We start from the raw sequence: 14,717 nt of genomic DNA, 5'->3' as shown, positions 1-14,717 counted from the left end.
GCTACAACCCTCATTCCTCTTTCCTACCGAGCCACTGACATTCTATGAGCCAATCCGAGCATCATCCGAAGCGGGGCCACACGAACCTTCTGTTGCTGACCGCCTGCATGACCGCGGTGCTGATTCCGCTCAGCATCGCGGGACCTGTCGTGACCGTGCCGTCGATCAGCCGTGTGTTGGGAGGCTCCGCGGTCGAACTGAACTGGGTTTCTAACGCGTACCTGCTGACTTATGGCAGTGCGACGATGGCGGCGGGCAGTCTCGCCGATGTATACGGGCGTAAGCTGCTGTGGCTGCTTGGCATGCTGGTCTATGTACTGGTGACTGCCGCAATCCCGCTGGCGCCGACCGTGCTGGTGCTCGATGTGCTGCGACTGGTGCAGGGGCTCGGCGCTGCCGCCGCGTTCGCGGGCGCGATGGCCGCGCTCGCACAAGAGTTCCACGGTCGCGACCGCACCAAGATGTTCAGCATGATCGGCACGACCTTCGGGCTCGGTGCCGCGTTCGGCCCGCTGGTGGCGGGCTTCCTGGTCGATACGCTTGGTTGGCGCTGGGTGTTCTGGCTGCCCGCGCTACTCGGCGTGCTGGTGGTGCTGTTCGTGCAGATCAGTGCACGCGAGTCGCGCGACCCGAACGCGGCCGGGCTCGACTGGCCCGGCGCGATCAGCTTCACGACCACGCTCGGGCTGTTCACCTATGCGATCTTGCTGGTGCCGGAAAACGGCTGGGGCAGCCGTGTCGTAATCGGCTCGCTGCTGGCGTCGGCGGTGCTGCTCGCGATCTTTATCGCGATCGAAACCCATGTGCGTCGGCCAATGCTCGAACTGTCGCTGTTTCGCAGTGCGCGCTTCATCGGCGTGCAGGTGCTCGCGGCCGCGCCGGCCTATACCTATGTGGTGCTGATCCTGCTGCTACCGATGCGCCTGATGGGCATCGACGGGCAGAGCGCGTTCGAGGCCGGATGCTTCATGATCGCGCTGTCCGCACCGTTGCTGGTGCTGCCGTTCGTCGCAGCGTATCTCGCGCGCTGGCTCACGGCCGGGGTGATTTCCGGTATTGGCCTGCTGATCGCGGCGGTTGGGCTCGCGTGGCTCGGCGTCGCAATGGCGTCCGGTACGCTCGCGAACTCGGTTGCACCGCTGATCGTGATCGGGGTGGGCATTGGCCTGCCATGGGGGTTGATGGACGGGATGGCGGTCAGCGTCGTGGAGAAGGAGCGGGCCGGCATGGCGACCGGCATCTTCAACGCGGTGCGCCTCACGGCGGATGGGGTGGCGATTGCGGTGGTCGGTGCAATCCTGTCGGCGCGAATCCTCGGTGACCTGAGCCACGCGGGGATCGCGGGTGCTGAGCCCACCGTGCTGAAGGAGGCGGCGAACCGGCTCGCGATCTCGGATGTAACGCATGCCGTATCGCTGCTGCCGGGCGCGGCGCGTGAGCTGCTGCTGCAGGTATATAACGCGGCCTTCGAGTTCCAGTTCTATCTGCTGGCAGGGGCGGCCGTGATCACGGCGCTCGTGGTGTTCGCTGCACTAGGGTCAGTACGGACGCACGAGGAATCCGAGATGCCGTTGCCGGACTCTTCGTTGAGCAAAGACGTCGGCTGAGCGTTGCCCAGGCGTCGAGGGCGCCTGAATAGGCGACGGGGCGACCATCTGCCTTGCACGTTCGGACAAGTATTTTTAGTGTCAACCTACAAGAATAACGAGACACATCATGGAAGAAGTGCAAGAGATGCGTACGCAGGCGTGGGGCACGCCGTGCATGCCCGTGCTGGCGCTCGAGACCGGCCGGCGCAGCCTCGCTGAGCCTTCAGCCTGGATAGGGGGCAAGCGCGACGGCTACCAGTTTTCCACGCGAGACTATCCGAGCGAGCAGCGGGTCGAATCGTGGGTTGGGCACAATCGGCTGCTCGAACTGACGATGCACGGAGTGCAGGCGGGCTGTTTCGCGTTCGATCAGGTCGATGTACCGTTCGGGTCGATGGTGCTCGGCTTCCGGCGTTTCGAGAGCACCACGGCGGCCGCGCCATTGAGCTATCGCTTCGAACGGACCGTGGCGTTGATCCGGCAGGACGGTTTCGATTTCTTCTACCTGCTGCTGAATCCCGTCGGCACGTTGCGCTATGAAATCGACGGGCGCGGTTTCGAGCAGCCGTGCGCGTGCCTGGCGCTGCTGGACATGTCGAAGCCATTCAGCGCCACGGTGCCGGAGGGTGAATCGGTGATCCTCATCGTTCCGCGCAGCATGATTCCGGTATCGGCGAGCTTGCTGCACGGCCAACTACTGAATTGCCACGCGAGCCTACTGCTCATCAGCCAGCTGCAACTGGCCGTGCGCTACCTGTCGGTGCTGCGCGCGGAGCAGATCGCGCATGTCGCGCAGGGCACGCTGAGCCTGCTGCATGCCGTATTCCAGGATGCCGACACGATCGAGCAGTCTGCACAGGGCGTCGATCACCTGAAGCACGAGCGCGCGCGGCAATACATCGAGACGCACCTGGACTCGCCCGACCTGAACGTCGAGCAGATCTGCCGCGAGGTCGGGCTGTCGCGATCGGCGCTGTACCGGCTGTTCACGCCGATGGATGGCGTCGCCACCTATATTCGCCGGCGCCGGCTCATCAAGATCCGTACGCACCTGCTCGCGCATCAGGTGTCGCACCGGACCATTTCCGAACTGGCGTATCGATATGGGTTCAACAGCCCGACGCAATTCTGTCGCGCCTACAAGCAGTATTTCGGCTATACGCCACGGGAAAGTCGCTTGATGGCGGCGGTAGGGCGTGCCGATCCGTCGCGGGGCTATAGCGCGTGGTTGCGCGCTAGCGGCCTGTGACGAGCTGCTCGACGGTGAGTTGGAGGTCGAGGAGTCCACGCCGATGTTCGTGCGCGATGGCGCAGTCGCTGGAGGTGGGCGAGCGTGTCGAACTGACCAAGGTTGGACTGTTCGCGGATGATCACTGCTGAAGCGCGTAGGCGAGGAAACCTACCGGCTGTGCGGCGAAGACCTCGATGGTGTCGTGACGATCAGCACTGGTTGTGTGCGGCGATCAAGCACTGCCGACACAATACAGGCCCTCGCACCGTCTGGTGCGGTGTTTGGTCGAAGTATCGGCCCAAATTGACATGTGGCTGCACCTAACAAGCCACGTGTCTCGACTCCCTGGGTATTACGCCTGCCCCATTGCCCTCCTTCTGCGACCTTCCTCCAGCCGGCCTGGCCGCCGGTGATGTCGGATACTGCCCACCAGATCAGAAGCTGTATTTCATACTTGCCATCAGGTTGCGTGGTTCGCCATGGAACGTGGAGGTGTAGCTGCCCATGCCACTGAAGTACTTGCGGTCGGTCAGGTTGTTCAGGTTGAACGTACCGCGCAGCTTGTCAGTGAAATCATATGCGGCCATCAGCCCAAGCAGCGTGTAGGGCTTTTGCTCGAAGTGGGCATCGATGGCATTGGCCCTAAAGCCCAGGGTGGTGTCGTAGTAGATCTTGCTCTGCCAGGAGATGTTGCCACCCACGGTCATGCGGTTGAATGCGCCCGGCAGTCGGTAGGTGGTGACCACGCGCAGTATCTGCTCGGGCTGAGTGGTGCTGACCTTGTTGCCGTCCTGGTCTTCGCAGTGGCGGTAGGTATAGCCGCCATGCATGTTCCAGTCGGGCATCAACTCGCCGGAAACCTCGACTTCGAAGCCGCGGGTGGAGACTCCAAGGCATCGAGGTAAGCTCGGTGAAGTTCAGTACGCCGCGAAAACGAGCACAGGCGATCAAGCACAGAAACGCGCTGGGCTCCTCAATGCTCGCCAGTTGGATGGATTTCAAGGGTCTCAGGAAGGTGTCTTGAGTCAGGTCTTCGGCATTGGCATGGCAGCCCAATCGGCGCCATAGCCAGCCTTGCAACCAGTGATGGTTTTCACTGTAGAGGCGGTCAAAGTGTTGAGTGTGCTGGAGGCTTGAATCGAGCAGTGCTGATAGCTCCAGCCAGACGACATTTTCCCAATCCCGCCTAGGCGATGGACCCGATATCCTGCGCTCCGTCGGCGTCATGCAGACCAGGCGGTGGCATGGCCAGTGCCCAAAGCCTGCCGGGCAATGGAGACGGTTTGTGCGAGCGGCAAGATAAACCAGTGACGAGGCTGTAGAGTGGCCCCCTCTATCGGTTTGGGGGCACAGCATGGCTGCCCTGTACCGCAAACATCTTTTGCACTGGCGGAATACATCATCAATGACTGATCAGTTGATCTCGACATTCATCGAGAAGTGGCTGGATTTTGACCTGCAACTGCGTGAAAAACGCGGCCTCGATGGGGATTCGCTCGAGGTGCTGATGGACTTGCTGGAGCAGATCGAGATCGGGCTGGAGGGGCAGGGCAGCATTCCCAAGAACCTGGCGGGGATCTTCCTCGATATGTGGGGCTCGATGACCAGCAACGCCGATATGTACGATCAGGATATGCAAAGCAAGATCTATCAGGCGGCCGATCATCTGGCCGATTGTGCCAGGGGCATCTGTATGGGGTGATCTGCGGCCGGGCTTGTCGGTGTGCTACGCAGCTCTTTCATGGGCCTCGCGACTGGTGGTTCCCACATCCTGACGTGGGAGCCACCGGCTGCAGGATCAGAACTCGTACTGGGTGGTAAGCAGGAAATTGCGAGGATTGCCGTACGAAGCGCTGCGGAAGTTCTCATCCAGCGCGCTGTAGTACTTCTTGTCGAACAGGTTGTCGACAGTGGCGGTGGCCGACAGTTTCGGGGTGAACTGGTAGCGGGCCATGACGCTGGCGACGGCATAGTCATCCTGCTTGACCTTGACCGGACTGTTGAGCTGCCAGTTGTCCGCGGTGAAGTGCATGCCGCTCTGCCAATTGACTCCGCCGCCGATGGTCAGCTTGTCCAGTGCGCCTGGCAGCTGGTAGGTGCTCCACAGCTTGAACATGTCGGTGGGGATGGTGGTCTTGGCCCGCTCGCCGTTCTTGTCCTTGACCTGCGAGTAGGTGTAGCTGGCCAGCAGGTTCCAGCCTGGGCTCAGTTCACCGCTGATCTCCATGTCGATGCCCTTGGTCTTGGTCTTTTCCGCCTTGTAGGCCGTCACGGTGCCGCCGCTGCCTTCGATCGTGCCGTCGCCGACCGCGTCGTTGTCCAACTCGATCTCGAACAAGGCGATGGCGGTGTTCAGGCGTCCGCCGAAATATTCGCTTTTCAGGCCGATCTCGTAGTTGTCGCCCTCGCGTGGGTCCAGCAGCTTGCCTTGCCGGGTGCGGTAGGGCTGGGGTTTGAAGATGCTGGTGTAACTGGCATACACCGAGTGCACGTCGTTCAGGTCATAGACCACGCCGGCATAGGGCGTCACTTCACCGGAGACCTTGACCGAATCGTCGGTATTCCACTTCACCATGTCGTAGGTGTTGTAGTGCAGCATCGCGCTGTACTTGTAGTCGCTGACACGAGCGCCGAGGATCACCGAGAGGTCGTCGGTGGGCTTCAGGCGGGTGGCCAGGTAGGCCCCGGTCTGTCGCTGGTCGATGTTGTCGTCTTCGCGGGTGAAGTTGTACGACGCGCTTGGAGCGTGGTTGTCCCAGCTCCAGACGTTCACCGGCTTGCTACTGACGCCGTTGTCGCTCTTGCCGTTGGCCAGCAGGTTGCCGAAACCGTTGCGGCGGTTTTCGTAGGTCTGGTAGTTGAAGCCCATCACCAACTCATGCTCGCGGCCAAGCAGCTCGAACGGGCCGCTCAGGGCTATGTCCACACCGCGCTGCTTCTGGGTGTTGTCGCCCTTGGTGGCGGTGTAGTTCAGGCCGCTGCCGGTTGCAGGATTGAGGAAGCCGGTGGTGGTGCCGACGATGATCGAGTCGTAGTCACGTGTGCCGTACAGGTAGTTGGCGGCCACCTTGAGGGTCCAGTCACTGGCAAGCTTCTGCTCGAGCGAGGCGAAGGTGTTGACCGACTCCTGGCGGTTGCTGCTGTCGCGGCTGGCGCCGTTGTATGAGCGCGGCATGTTGTACTGGAAACCATGGCGACTGATGCTGCCGACCACGGGCAGGCCGGTGGTGGAAAAACCGCGTTGGTCATTGTTGAGGTACTCGACGCCCAGGGTGAACAGGGTGTCGGGGACAGGTCCATCTCGGTCACGCCGTAGAGGATGGTCTTTTCCTGCTGCAGGTGGTCGGTGAAGCTGTTGCCTTGCTGGTAGGCAGCCACGGCGCGGCCGCGAACGGCGCCGTTGTCGGTCAGCGGGCCGGATACATCGACCTCGGTGCGGTATAGATCCCAGGAGCCGAGCCCGGCGCTGACATGGCCCTGGAAGGTGCTGGTGGGCTTCTTGCGTACCATGTTCACGGTGCCGGAGGGATCGCCAGCGCCGGACATCAGGCCGGTGGCTCCCCGGACTACCTCGATCCGGTCGTAGATGGCCATGTCCGACAGCGCATGGGGCATTGCCTGGCTGAAGGCGAAGGAGGTGGTCGGCACGCCGTCGTACTGGAAATTGTCGATGGGCAGGCCACGAGAGTACACATACAGGCGGTCGCTGCCGGGGCTCTGCACATTGAGGCCCGGGGTCTGCTCGAGCACCTGGCCGATGCTGCGCAGGTTCTGGTCTTGCATGCGCTGCTTGGTCATCACGCTGACCGACTGGGGCGTCTCGCGCAGGCTCAGGTCGAGCTTGGTCGCGGTGTTGGTCTGGCCGGTGGTGTACGAGCCGGTGCCTTCGGTCGTCGCGCCGAGGCCGGCACCGGTCACCGTCGTTGTCTTTAGCTGCAGCGCTCCAGCGTTGTCCGGCGCCACTTCCACGGCATAGTTGCCCCCGCGGTTAGTGGCCCGCAGACCCGTGCCGGCTAGCAGGTGGGACAGGCCCTCTGCCACCGGATAGCTGCCGTCGAGGCCTGGGCTGCGCTTGCCGGCAGTGAGCTGGGCATCGACGGAAAGCAGGATGCCGTTCTCGCTCGCGAAGCGGTTCAGGGCTTGATCCAGGTTGCCCGCGGGAATGGCGTAGCTGCGGGTTTGCTCGCTGGCGCAGGCCGGCGTCTTGGGTATGGCAAACAGCAGGCCACCGCTGAGCAAACCGGCGAACAGTACGCGCTGAACCGCAAGGCTCAGCCGGGAACGGGGAGTGAGGGGCAGATGCGGCATTCTGGATAATCCTCTTGAGAATGCTTCTTAGTTGAGTTCAAGAGGTATCCCGGGCCAGTTGGCAAAACCGACAAGCTGCAGCGTTTTTTTTTAACCTGTGGCACAGAAGGACTGGTGACTAACCGGATAACGCGCGTTAAGCGTGCATCACTCTCTAAGCAGGGCCGACGACCACCCAATAGCGTGTCAGGCTGCGGATCTTCACTGGCAGCGACTGCTGCAATGCAGCCAGCACGCGGTCGGTGTCTGCCAGGGGGAAGACCCCGGTGAGCGGCAGACTGGCGACGGCCGGCTCGCAGCGCAGCATGCCGGGACGATGGCGAGCCAATTCAGCGATGAACCGTCCCAGCGGCATGCGCTCGGCGATCAGCCGGTTGTCGTGCCAGGCGATGGCGTTGCGGTTCGCCGGGGTCATCTCGCCCAGTCGGCTGGCGTCGAACCAACGGCTCTGTCCAGCTTGCAGGCGTGTGGCGGGTGCTTGGCGGGGACGCAATTCCAGTTCGCCTTCGAATAGTTCGACCTGGCAACCGCCATCATGCTGGTACACGGAAAAGCGTGTACCCAGCGCCTGGATTTCCCCGGCGATGGTTTCCACGATCAATGGGCGCTTGGCCGGATCATGGCCGCTGTCGAGCAGCAGTTCACCAGCCAGCAGTCGAATGCGCCGTTCGCTGGCGCTGAACAGGATGTCCACGGCGCTGCCGCTGTTCAGGCTCAGGCTACTGCCATCGGACAGGGTGCGCTGCAGGCGCTCGCCCGTGCCGCTTCGCAGGTCTGCCATGGCCTCGCGCCAGGGGAGTTGCGACTGGACGAGATAGCCACTGCCTCCGGCCAGCAGCAAGGCGCCGAGGAGCTTGAGCGCATGTCGGCGGCGCGCATCGGGCAACTCACTCAGGACAACTCGAGCGGTGTCTGCTGGTACGCTGCAAAGGGTGCTCTGCAGATGTTCCAGGCGTAGCCAGGCGCGCTCATGTTCGGGGTCGGCGGCACGCCATGCAGCCAGGCGTCGCAGCTGTTCGTCATCCAGTCCACCGTTCCATTGCAGCATGAGCCAGTGGCTTGCCTGCTCGACGATGGCGGGCAGGATAGGCGCTTCGCTGGCGGTTTTCATTCGGCGTACAGCACTTGGTAGCAGGCGGTGATGGCCCGCAGCATGTATTTCTGCACCGAGCTGACGCTGACCCCCAGACGCTCGGCGATCTGGGCATAGGTTAGCCCTTCGAACTGCGACAGCAGGAAGGCCTTGCGTACCTTGGTCGGCATGCTGTCGAGCATGGCGTCGATCTGCATCAGAGTTTCGATCACGATCGCGCGGGTTTCCAGCGAGGGGCTTTCCGGTTCGGCCATGGCGGCCAGGCTTTCCAGATAAGCCTGTTTGATGCGTTGGCGACGCCACTGATCGATGACCAGGTTGCGGGCGATCTGCGCCAGGTATCGACGGCCTTCGCCCTGCTCCGGCAGGCGTCGCTGTACCAGCAGGCGCAGGAAGGTGTCCTGAGCAATATCGGCTGCCCGCTCGCGATCGCCGAGGCGGCGGCGCAGCCAATCCTGCAGCCAGTTGTGGTGGTTGCGGTAAAGACTATCGAGCGGTTGCAACAGGGAGTCAGTGGGCACTTTCCTCTTCCCATGAATGAGGTGCAGATAAGAATGAGTCGCGATTGTAGGAGGGCGTTCGGTTTTTGGAAACAGGCGCAATGGACATCAGTTGAACATCACGCAAGAAAAAACTGGATGTGAGCCCGATCCCATGAAGGCGGCCGGAATCCTCTGCGGGCGGCGCTGGACTTGAAGCGGTCCGCTGAATGCCCACTGGGCAACAGGTTCGAGTTGCCGTCCAGGGGCAGGGGGCAGCTTTGCGCGAGGAGCGAGGGGGGCGCTCGCATATGCAAGTCATCCGGCGCACTCTGGCAAATATTGCGCTGCGCCCCCCAAGCCAGTGATCATGGCTGTTCGAGGTTCCATACCAACGCCTATCAAGGATCGATACATGAAACTGTCCTGGCCGCGTTTTACCCTGCCCGCCGCACTGCTTCTCTCTCTTTCCCTTTCCGGCTGCGTGTCCGACCTCGGTTCGGGCGCTTACGTCACCCAGGACGATCTGCGTTACGCGCAGTTGCTGGACCAGGTGGACGCGGCGCTGAAGGCGAACATGGCGGTGGTGCTGGTGGCCGACGTGATGCCGCACAAGTCGCTGAGCGATGCGCTGACCATGACCCAGTGGACGCCGACAGCGATCTGGGAATACGAGAAGGACCCGAAGGTGACCTTCGGCCGCAAGTTCCAGACCAACGAGTTGCAGAGAAAGCCTGGCGAGACCTACCTGTTCAAGGCCTTCGAGGTGCATATCCTGCCCCCCGGCAAATACCTGCTGACCGGTGGCGACGACTACCAGATCCACGGCTTGCTCGACCAGATCGGCGCCCGTAGCGGCCCGCCCGGTTCGGGTCGTGGCGCCAATGGCACCGCCTACCTGTCCGCCGAGCTCTATCGCGAGTACTACCGGGAAGAGGTCTGGAAGGACGCCACCTATGGCAGCGAGATCAAGACCGAGAAGGTCTGTACCACCGTGCACGTGGCGTCTGGCGCCTGCGTGGCCTGGGGCGAGCAGCAATATACCCAGACGACGCAGGGCTCTGGGGCCGGGTATTACCAACAGACCGATTCCCGCGATGTGCCGTCGATCAAGGTCCAGGCGCGCCTGCCGGTCGACAAGGCGCTGGCCAGCTTCACCCTCCAGGGCGGGCAATTGCTGCTGGCCCCGCGCATGCACCTCAAGACCCCTGGCTACAAGTACCAGCAGTCCAAGTGCCGGGCGATCGATCCGAAGAAGATCGAGTGTCCGCTGGACAACCTGACCGTCTACACCTGGCCGGCGCCCATGAGCTTTACGCAGAATCTCATCGAGCAACGGGTCCTGAGCGACAAGCATCGGCAACTGCTGTCCAGGCTCCAGCCCATGCAGATCACGCCGCTGGGCAAGCAAGGCATGGAAGACCCGATCTGGGGCGTACCGTTGTCGTTGTCCAAATAGCGGCGCCGAGCCCAGGCCCTTCAAGGCCGCCGCAAGACGACCTTGAAGGGCTTGCCAGCGCAGTGCAAAGGCCGGGTTTTTTTCATCTGCCCCGGCCCTGGCAGCAGGTCCTTTCGCTTCCCTTCGCCAGGTTCTGTCTCGAGTACCGGGGCAATCTCCACCCGCAGCAATCATCGGGACATCGACCCGCAGGCCGGGTATCCCGGCCCCGGGGTCAAGGCACCTGCCCAAATGCTTCCCTGAGTGCCTTGGCGCCACTCACCAGCAACCCCACATCGGAGCCCACGGCGACAAACACGGCACCCAGCTGCAGGTAGCGCCGGGCCATGGCCGCGTCGCTGGTGAGAATCCCGGGGGCCTTGCCGGCCGCGCGGATTTCCCGGATGGCCCCTGCGATGGCGTCCTGCACCTCGGGATGTGCCGGGTTGCCCAGGTGACCGAGGGAGGCGGCCAGGTCGGCAGGCCCGATGAACACGCCATCGACCCCCGGGACCCTGGCAATCTCCGCCAAGGCCTGGATGCCGGCCCGGCTTTCCACTTGCACCAGGGTGCAAATCTGTTCATCGGCCGTCGCCAGGTAGCCGGGGATCTGCTGCCATCGCGAGGCGCGGGCCAATGCCGCTCCCACGCCGCGGATGCCATGGGGAGGGTAGCGGGTGGCGGCAACGATGCTGGCCGCCTGCTCGGCGCTTTCCACCATGGGAACCAGTAACGTCTGGGCCCCCAGGTCGAGCAAGTGCTTGATCTCCACGGCATCGTCGCTGGCCGCCCGGACCACCGCATGGGTAGGGGACGCCGCCAGGCACTGCAACTGGGCGAGGGTCGATTGCAGCGTATTGGGAGCATGTTCGTTGTCGATCACCAACCAGTCATAACCGATGCCCCCGAGCATTTCCGCGGTGTACCCGTTGGCCAGGCCGAGCCACAGGCCGATCAGGGGAGCCCCCGTCACCAGGGCCTGCTTGAATTCGTTATGCATGACTATCTCCTGCACATGCAGTACTCAGATAAAACGGCAGCCCACGCTGCCCAATGGACCGAAGTCGGCGTGGAATGTATCGCCGGCCTCCGCCCGCACCGGGCGAGTGAAGGAGCCGGACAGCACGATGTGTCCTTTCTCCAGGGCGGTGTCGAATACCGCCAGGCGCCGGGAGAGCCAGGCAACGCCGTTGGCCGGATGGTTCAGCACGCCTGCCGCCAGGCCGGTTTCCTCTATCACGCCGTTGCGCAGGAGCATGGCGCCGATCCAGCGCAGGTCCAGGTCGTCGACGCGCACCGGGCGCCCGCCGAGGATGATCCCGGCATTGGCGGCGTTGTCGGAAATGGTATCGACCACCTTGCGCGGCCGCTGGGTGTCGCGGTCGAGCTGTTCCGAACGTGCATCGATGATCTCCAGCGCCGGCACGACATAGCGCGTCGCATCCAGCACATCCAGCATCGTCACCTCCGGCCCCACCAGGCGACGATCGAGGATGAAGGCCAGTTCGACCTCGACTCGGGGCAATATCAGGCGCTCGCGGGCAATCTCGCCGCCATCGGGCCAGAGCATGTCGTCGAGCAGCACGCCGTAGTCGGGCTCGTCGATCTGCGAGGCCATCTGCATCGCCCTGGAGGTCAGGCCGATCTTGTGCCCGATGATCCTCCGGCCACGGTCCAGTTTCGTCTCGACCCAGGCACGCTGGATGGCGTAGGCATCGGCGATGGTCATGTCCGGATGGCTCAGGGAGAGCTGGCGAATCTGTTCGCGCGAGCGTTCGGCGGCATCCAGGCGATTGGCGCATTCCTGTATTTCATGGGCATTCAGCATCGTTCTTTTGCGCCTGTTTGCGAGGTGGATGGTTCCCGCCATGCCAGCAGTTCCTGTTCTCGGCCCTGGGCCTTCAAGGACTGCCAGGCCTGTGGCGTCGGTGTCGGCATCTGGAAGTCCGCAGACACTTCGCAGTACCAGCCGGGGCTGTGCAGTCGGCCGATCAAGGCCATGGACGTCGGGTCGATGAACATGCGGGTCACGTCGATGATCGCTTCCTCGCACAGGTGCGTACCGACGATGTCGGCGAGGATGAAGGTACGCACGCCATCGATGTCGATCAGTTGGCGAACCCGGCACTCCATCGAGCAAGGGCTCGAGGCGATGCGTGGAATGCTCACTTGCTGGCCGGGCAGCATCTGCAGGCCGGCCTCGAGGGCCTCGTTGATCTGGGCATCGAAATCGATGGAGGTGACGGTCATGCGCCCGGCCATCGGGGCCGAGACCAGGTTAACCACGAACTCTCCACGCTCGATGATGTTGCGCGCGGTGTCCTTGGGTTCTCCCGAGCGCGAGCCGATGCACAGGCACAGCAGCGGTGGGTCTCCCGACATCACGTTGAAAAAGGAAAATGGCGCGACATTGACCGCCCCCGATCCATCGCAGGAACTGACCCAGGCGATGGGGCGGGGGATCACGGTGGAGTGCACCAGGTTGCTGCGCTGCTCCGGGCTCAGCGCCTTCATATCAAAATACATGGCTATGTCCTGAACGGTTTCAGCGATTGGCGGTGAGGGTCTTGTCCTGGTTGGCCGAGTCGACGCCGGGGCGCCGCTCGCTGGCCTGGTGCAACTCGATGAGGTTGCCGGCCGGATCGCGCAGGAACAGCTGTTTCAAGGAGGGCGAGGCCACATTGTCGAGGGTGAAGTACTCGATACCCCGCTCCACGAGCACCTTCTCGGCTGCCAGCACATCCTCCACCGCAAGCGCGAAGTGGTTGGAGACCGGGTCCTGGTCAGGGCGCTTGGCATATTGCGAAACGCCATCGCACCCGAGGATGTGCAACTGGGTGCCATTGGGCAGGTTGAACCACGAGCCGTAGATACCCGGGATCTTCCAGCGGGCCGGGTCCTGGGGCAGTGAAAGGACATCGCGATAGAAGTCCAGCATGGCATCGGCCTGGGCGTTGTTCACGCCGAAGCCTACGTGGTGAAGCTCAACAACTTTCACGGACATTGCGTTTTCCTTGTTGGTTTGCACGCGCTGGCCCCGGGAAGGGGCGTGATAGCAATATCGAAATATAGTACGTGTGACGTACTATACGGATAAAATACTATTTCCCCTTGGTATGATTGGCAACCTCCTCATTGACCCATGTCGCCCATGTCCCGCTCAAAACCACCTGCATCCAAGCCTGTCGCCAGTCCCGAGCAAGGCTCCGGAACATCTTTCGCCGCATCCGCCGCGACCCGTCCCCACCTCGCCCTGATGCGCGATACCGCCGAAGGCGCGACCGATCGATCCCGTGCCGGATTGGGCCTGCTGATGCTCTGGCTGTGCGATGACATCGAGCAACGCGCCAATGCCAGCCTGGCGCCGTTCGGGTTATCGGAAAGCAAGTTCGACCTGCTGATGTTCTTCGGCCTGGCCGAGCGGGGCCTGATAGAAAGCCAGGCGGTCACGCCGTCCTACATCGCGGATTACTTTGGCGTGACCCGTTCGACGGTGACTGGCCTGCTGGATTGGCTGGAGAAGCGCGACCTGCTCAGGCGCCGCCTGAGTACCGAGGACCGGCGCAGCTTCGCCCTGGAGTTGACCGAGCAGGGGCGCGAGTTGCTGGAGCGGTCCTTGCCGGTGTTCTGGGGGATGTGCGAATCCCTGACCAGCAGCCTGGACCAGGACGAATGCGCGCTGCTGCAAAAGGTTCTTGGCAAGCTCTGGGTGCAGTTGAAAGCGGATTGAGATCAGTCGCCCGCAGGGCTGCAAGGCCATCCGCTGTCGCCTGCGCCTGTCTAGCGCTGGCAACCCCAAGGCCAGATGGCGTAGCCTCGCCCTCATTTCGCACCAGGGATCGCTTCGATGACATGGAAAAAGCTGGCCGCACTCCCCGAGCATAAGTTCGTCGGTGCCTACGGGATCCAATACTGGGCCATTCGCGAGGGCAAGGTCTGGCATCAAGGGCGCAAGCTGGCGGCCGCTGATCCGCAGACATTCGAGTTCTGCGAAGAGCAGTATTTGCTGGGCCGGGATGCTTCCTGCATTTACCACGCCTGGAGCCGTTTGCCGAAAATAGACCGCGACAGCTTTCGCCGAGTCGGCCTGTATTGGCTGGACCGGCAGCATGTCTACTTCGAATATGAAACCTCGTTCAAGGCCCTGCGGGACGTCGATCCCGGCAGCTTTCGCCATGTGGGCGGCAGTTACGGCGCCGACGACCACAGCGCCTGGTACTACGGCCGGAAGATGAGCGGCAACCCACGCTGCATGGACTTGCGGGTCATTGCCGAGAACGACCTGTATGCCTGTGATGGCGAGGCCGTCTACTACGATGGCAAGCCGCTCAAGGGCGTGCTCGCCGCACAATGGCGAATCCTCACCGAGGAGTTTTCGGGTGATGGCAAGAACCTCTATTTCGCCGAGAGAAAACTGGCGCGGGCCGACTTTGCGACCTGGCGGCATGTTCATGGCGCCTGGTCGAAAGACCAGCATCGGGTCTTCCACATGAATCTTGTGATGAAGGACTTGGCGCCCGAGGGCTTCGATGAAACCCAGGCCAGGCAACTGTCCAGATGATGGCGCCTGCACTCCAGG

The 14,717-nt window shown here is 62.6% G+C and carries 14 protein-coding genes and 2 pseudogenes; 6 read left to right on the top strand and 10 right to left on the bottom strand.

Annotated features, from left to right (window positions below; genetic code table 11):
* Positions 1-44: 44 nt before the first annotated feature.
* Positions 45-1,607, top strand: coding sequence for an MFS transporter (locus C4K40_RS24175; protein WP_053131538.1), 1,563 nt, complete (start codon positions 45-47; stop codon positions 1,605-1,607).
* A 109-nt stretch (positions 1,608-1,716) separates the two neighbouring features.
* Positions 1,717-2,838, top strand: coding sequence for an AraC family transcriptional regulator (locus C4K40_RS24170; RefSeq protein WP_053131535.1), 1,122 nt, complete (start codon positions 1,717-1,719; stop codon positions 2,836-2,838).
* Between the two features lie 416 nt (positions 2,839-3,254).
* Here the strand turns inward: C4K40_RS24170 and C4K40_RS24165 are convergent, their stop codons facing one another.
* Together C4K40_RS24165 and C4K40_RS32045 are read right to left on the bottom strand one after the other, a co-directional pair.
* Positions 3,255-3,665 carry a TonB-dependent receptor domain-containing protein gene (locus C4K40_RS24165; protein ID WP_083456897.1) on the bottom strand — a complete coding sequence of 137 codons (411 nt, stop codon included), beginning with the start codon at positions 3,663-3,665 and terminating at the stop codon, positions 3,255-3,257.
* Positions 3,666-3,822: 157 nt separating this feature from the next.
* Positions 3,823-4,047 (bottom strand): annotated as a pseudogene (locus C4K40_RS32045) (sigma factor); the annotation flags it as partial.
* A 127-nt stretch (positions 4,048-4,174) separates the two neighbouring features.
* Between C4K40_RS32045 and C4K40_RS24155 the strand changes: the two are divergent.
* On the top strand, positions 4,175-4,522 hold the full coding sequence (locus C4K40_RS24155) for a hypothetical protein (RefSeq protein WP_256223949.1): 348 nt from the start codon (positions 4,175-4,177) through the stop codon (positions 4,520-4,522).
* Positions 4,523-4,618: 96 nt separating this feature from the next.
* Here the strand turns inward: C4K40_RS24155 and C4K40_RS32040 are convergent, their stop codons facing one another.
* The 4 genes and pseudogenes from C4K40_RS32040 to C4K40_RS24140 all read right to left on the bottom strand — a co-directional run bounded on the left by C4K40_RS32040 (position 4,619) and on the right by C4K40_RS24140 (position 8,742).
* Positions 4,619-6,091, bottom strand: a complete 1,473-nt coding sequence (locus C4K40_RS32040; protein WP_372238140.1) for a TonB-dependent siderophore receptor — start codon at positions 6,089-6,091, stop codon at positions 4,619-4,621.
* A gap of 305 nt (positions 6,092-6,396) precedes the next feature.
* Positions 6,397-7,128: pseudogene (locus C4K40_RS32035) on the bottom strand (TonB-dependent receptor plug domain-containing protein); the annotation flags it as partial.
* Between the two features lie 154 nt (positions 7,129-7,282).
* Entirely contained in the window at positions 7,283-8,239 is a 957-nt protein-coding gene (locus tag C4K40_RS24145; RefSeq protein WP_022640497.1) for a FecR domain-containing protein, read from the bottom strand.
* Positions 8,236-8,742: a sigma-70 family RNA polymerase sigma factor gene (locus C4K40_RS24140; RefSeq protein WP_053131522.1), complete on the bottom strand. Its 507-nt coding sequence runs from the start codon at positions 8,740-8,742 to the stop codon at positions 8,236-8,238. Before C4K40_RS24140 ends, C4K40_RS24145 begins: the two co-directional genes overlap by 4 nt.
* 373 nt (positions 8,743-9,115) lie before the next feature.
* Between C4K40_RS24140 and C4K40_RS24135 the strand changes: the two genes are divergently transcribed.
* A complete protein-coding gene (locus C4K40_RS24135; protein ID WP_053131519.1) occupies positions 9,116-10,159 on the top strand; it encodes a hypothetical protein in 1,044 nt (347 codons plus the stop codon).
* Between the two features lie 214 nt (positions 10,160-10,373).
* Here C4K40_RS24135 and hpaI read toward each other — a convergent pair whose 3' ends face one another.
* Genes hpaI through C4K40_RS24115 form a run of 4 tightly spaced genes read right to left on the bottom strand, consistent with a single transcriptional unit; the run spans position 10,374 to position 13,142 of the window.
* Positions 10,374-11,138, bottom strand: a complete 765-nt coding sequence (hpaI, locus tag C4K40_RS24130) for a 4-hydroxy-2-oxoheptanedioate aldolase (protein WP_053131516.1) — start codon at positions 11,136-11,138, stop codon at positions 10,374-10,376.
* A gap of 24 nt (positions 11,139-11,162) precedes the next feature.
* A complete protein-coding gene (gene hpaH, locus C4K40_RS24125) occupies positions 11,163-11,966 on the bottom strand; it encodes a 2-oxo-hept-4-ene-1,7-dioate hydratase (RefSeq protein ID WP_053131513.1) in 804 nt (267 codons plus the stop codon).
* Positions 11,960-12,664: a flavin reductase family protein gene (locus tag C4K40_RS24120; protein WP_053131510.1), complete on the bottom strand. Its 705-nt coding sequence runs from the start codon at positions 12,662-12,664 to the stop codon at positions 11,960-11,962. Before C4K40_RS24120 ends, hpaH begins: the two co-directional genes overlap by 7 nt.
* A gap of 19 nt (positions 12,665-12,683) precedes the next feature.
* Positions 12,684-13,142, bottom strand: a complete 459-nt coding sequence (locus tag C4K40_RS24115) for a VOC family protein (RefSeq protein WP_053131508.1) — start codon at positions 13,140-13,142, stop codon at positions 12,684-12,686.
* A 147-nt stretch (positions 13,143-13,289) separates the two neighbouring features.
* Here C4K40_RS24115 and C4K40_RS24110 point away from each other — a divergent pair, with 147 nt between their 5' ends.
* Positions 13,290-13,868, top strand: coding sequence for a MarR family winged helix-turn-helix transcriptional regulator (locus tag C4K40_RS24110; protein ID WP_201770009.1), 579 nt, complete (start codon positions 13,290-13,292; stop codon positions 13,866-13,868).
* Positions 13,869-13,985: 117 nt separating this feature from the next.
* Positions 13,986-14,699 carry a DKNYY domain-containing protein gene (locus tag C4K40_RS24105; RefSeq protein ID WP_022640488.1) on the top strand — a complete coding sequence of 238 codons (714 nt, stop codon included), beginning with the start codon at positions 13,986-13,988 and terminating at the stop codon, positions 14,697-14,699.
* Positions 14,700-14,717: the final 18 nt, after the last annotated feature.

Source organism: Pseudomonas sp. CMR5c (assembly GCF_003850545.1).
Taxonomy (GTDB): Bacteria; Pseudomonadota; Gammaproteobacteria; order Pseudomonadales; family Pseudomonadaceae; genus Aquipseudomonas; species Aquipseudomonas piscis.
This window is presented reverse-complemented; position numbering and strand designations above follow the sequence as displayed.

Excerpts from the sequence above, each read along its gene's own strand:
- C4K40_RS24175 (WP_053131538.1), top strand. The coding sequence starts at position 45 with ATGAGCCAATCCGAGCATCATCCGAAGCGGGGCCACACGAACCTTCTG.
- C4K40_RS24170 (WP_053131535.1), top strand. The coding sequence starts at position 1,717 with ATGGAAGAAGTGCAAGAGATGCGTACGCAGGCGTGGGGCACGCCGTGC.
- C4K40_RS24165 (WP_083456897.1), bottom strand. The coding sequence starts at position 3,665 with ATGCCCGACTGGAACATGCATGGCGGCTATACCTACCGCCACTGCGAA.
- C4K40_RS24155 (WP_256223949.1), top strand. The coding sequence starts at position 4,175 with ATGGCTGCCCTGTACCGCAAACATCTTTTGCACTGGCGGAATACATCA.
- C4K40_RS24145 (WP_022640497.1), bottom strand. The coding sequence starts at position 8,239 with ATGAAAACCGCCAGCGAAGCGCCTATCCTGCCCGCCATCGTCGAGCAG.
- C4K40_RS24135 (WP_053131519.1), top strand. The coding sequence starts at position 9,116 with ATGAAACTGTCCTGGCCGCGTTTTACCCTGCCCGCCGCACTGCTTCTC.
- hpaI (WP_053131516.1), bottom strand. The coding sequence starts at position 11,138 with ATGCATAACGAATTCAAGCAGGCCCTGGTGACGGGGGCTCCCCTGATC.
- hpaH (WP_053131513.1), bottom strand. The coding sequence starts at position 11,966 with ATGCTGAATGCCCATGAAATACAGGAATGCGCCAATCGCCTGGATGCC.
- C4K40_RS24120 (WP_053131510.1), bottom strand. The coding sequence starts at position 12,664 with ATGTATTTTGATATGAAGGCGCTGAGCCCGGAGCAGCGCAGCAACCTG.
- C4K40_RS24115 (WP_053131508.1), bottom strand. The coding sequence starts at position 13,142 with ATGTCCGTGAAAGTTGTTGAGCTTCACCACGTAGGCTTCGGCGTGAAC.
- C4K40_RS24110 (WP_201770009.1), top strand. The coding sequence starts at position 13,290 with ATGTCCCGCTCAAAACCACCTGCATCCAAGCCTGTCGCCAGTCCCGAG.
- C4K40_RS24105 (WP_022640488.1), top strand. The coding sequence starts at position 13,986 with ATGACATGGAAAAAGCTGGCCGCACTCCCCGAGCATAAGTTCGTCGGT.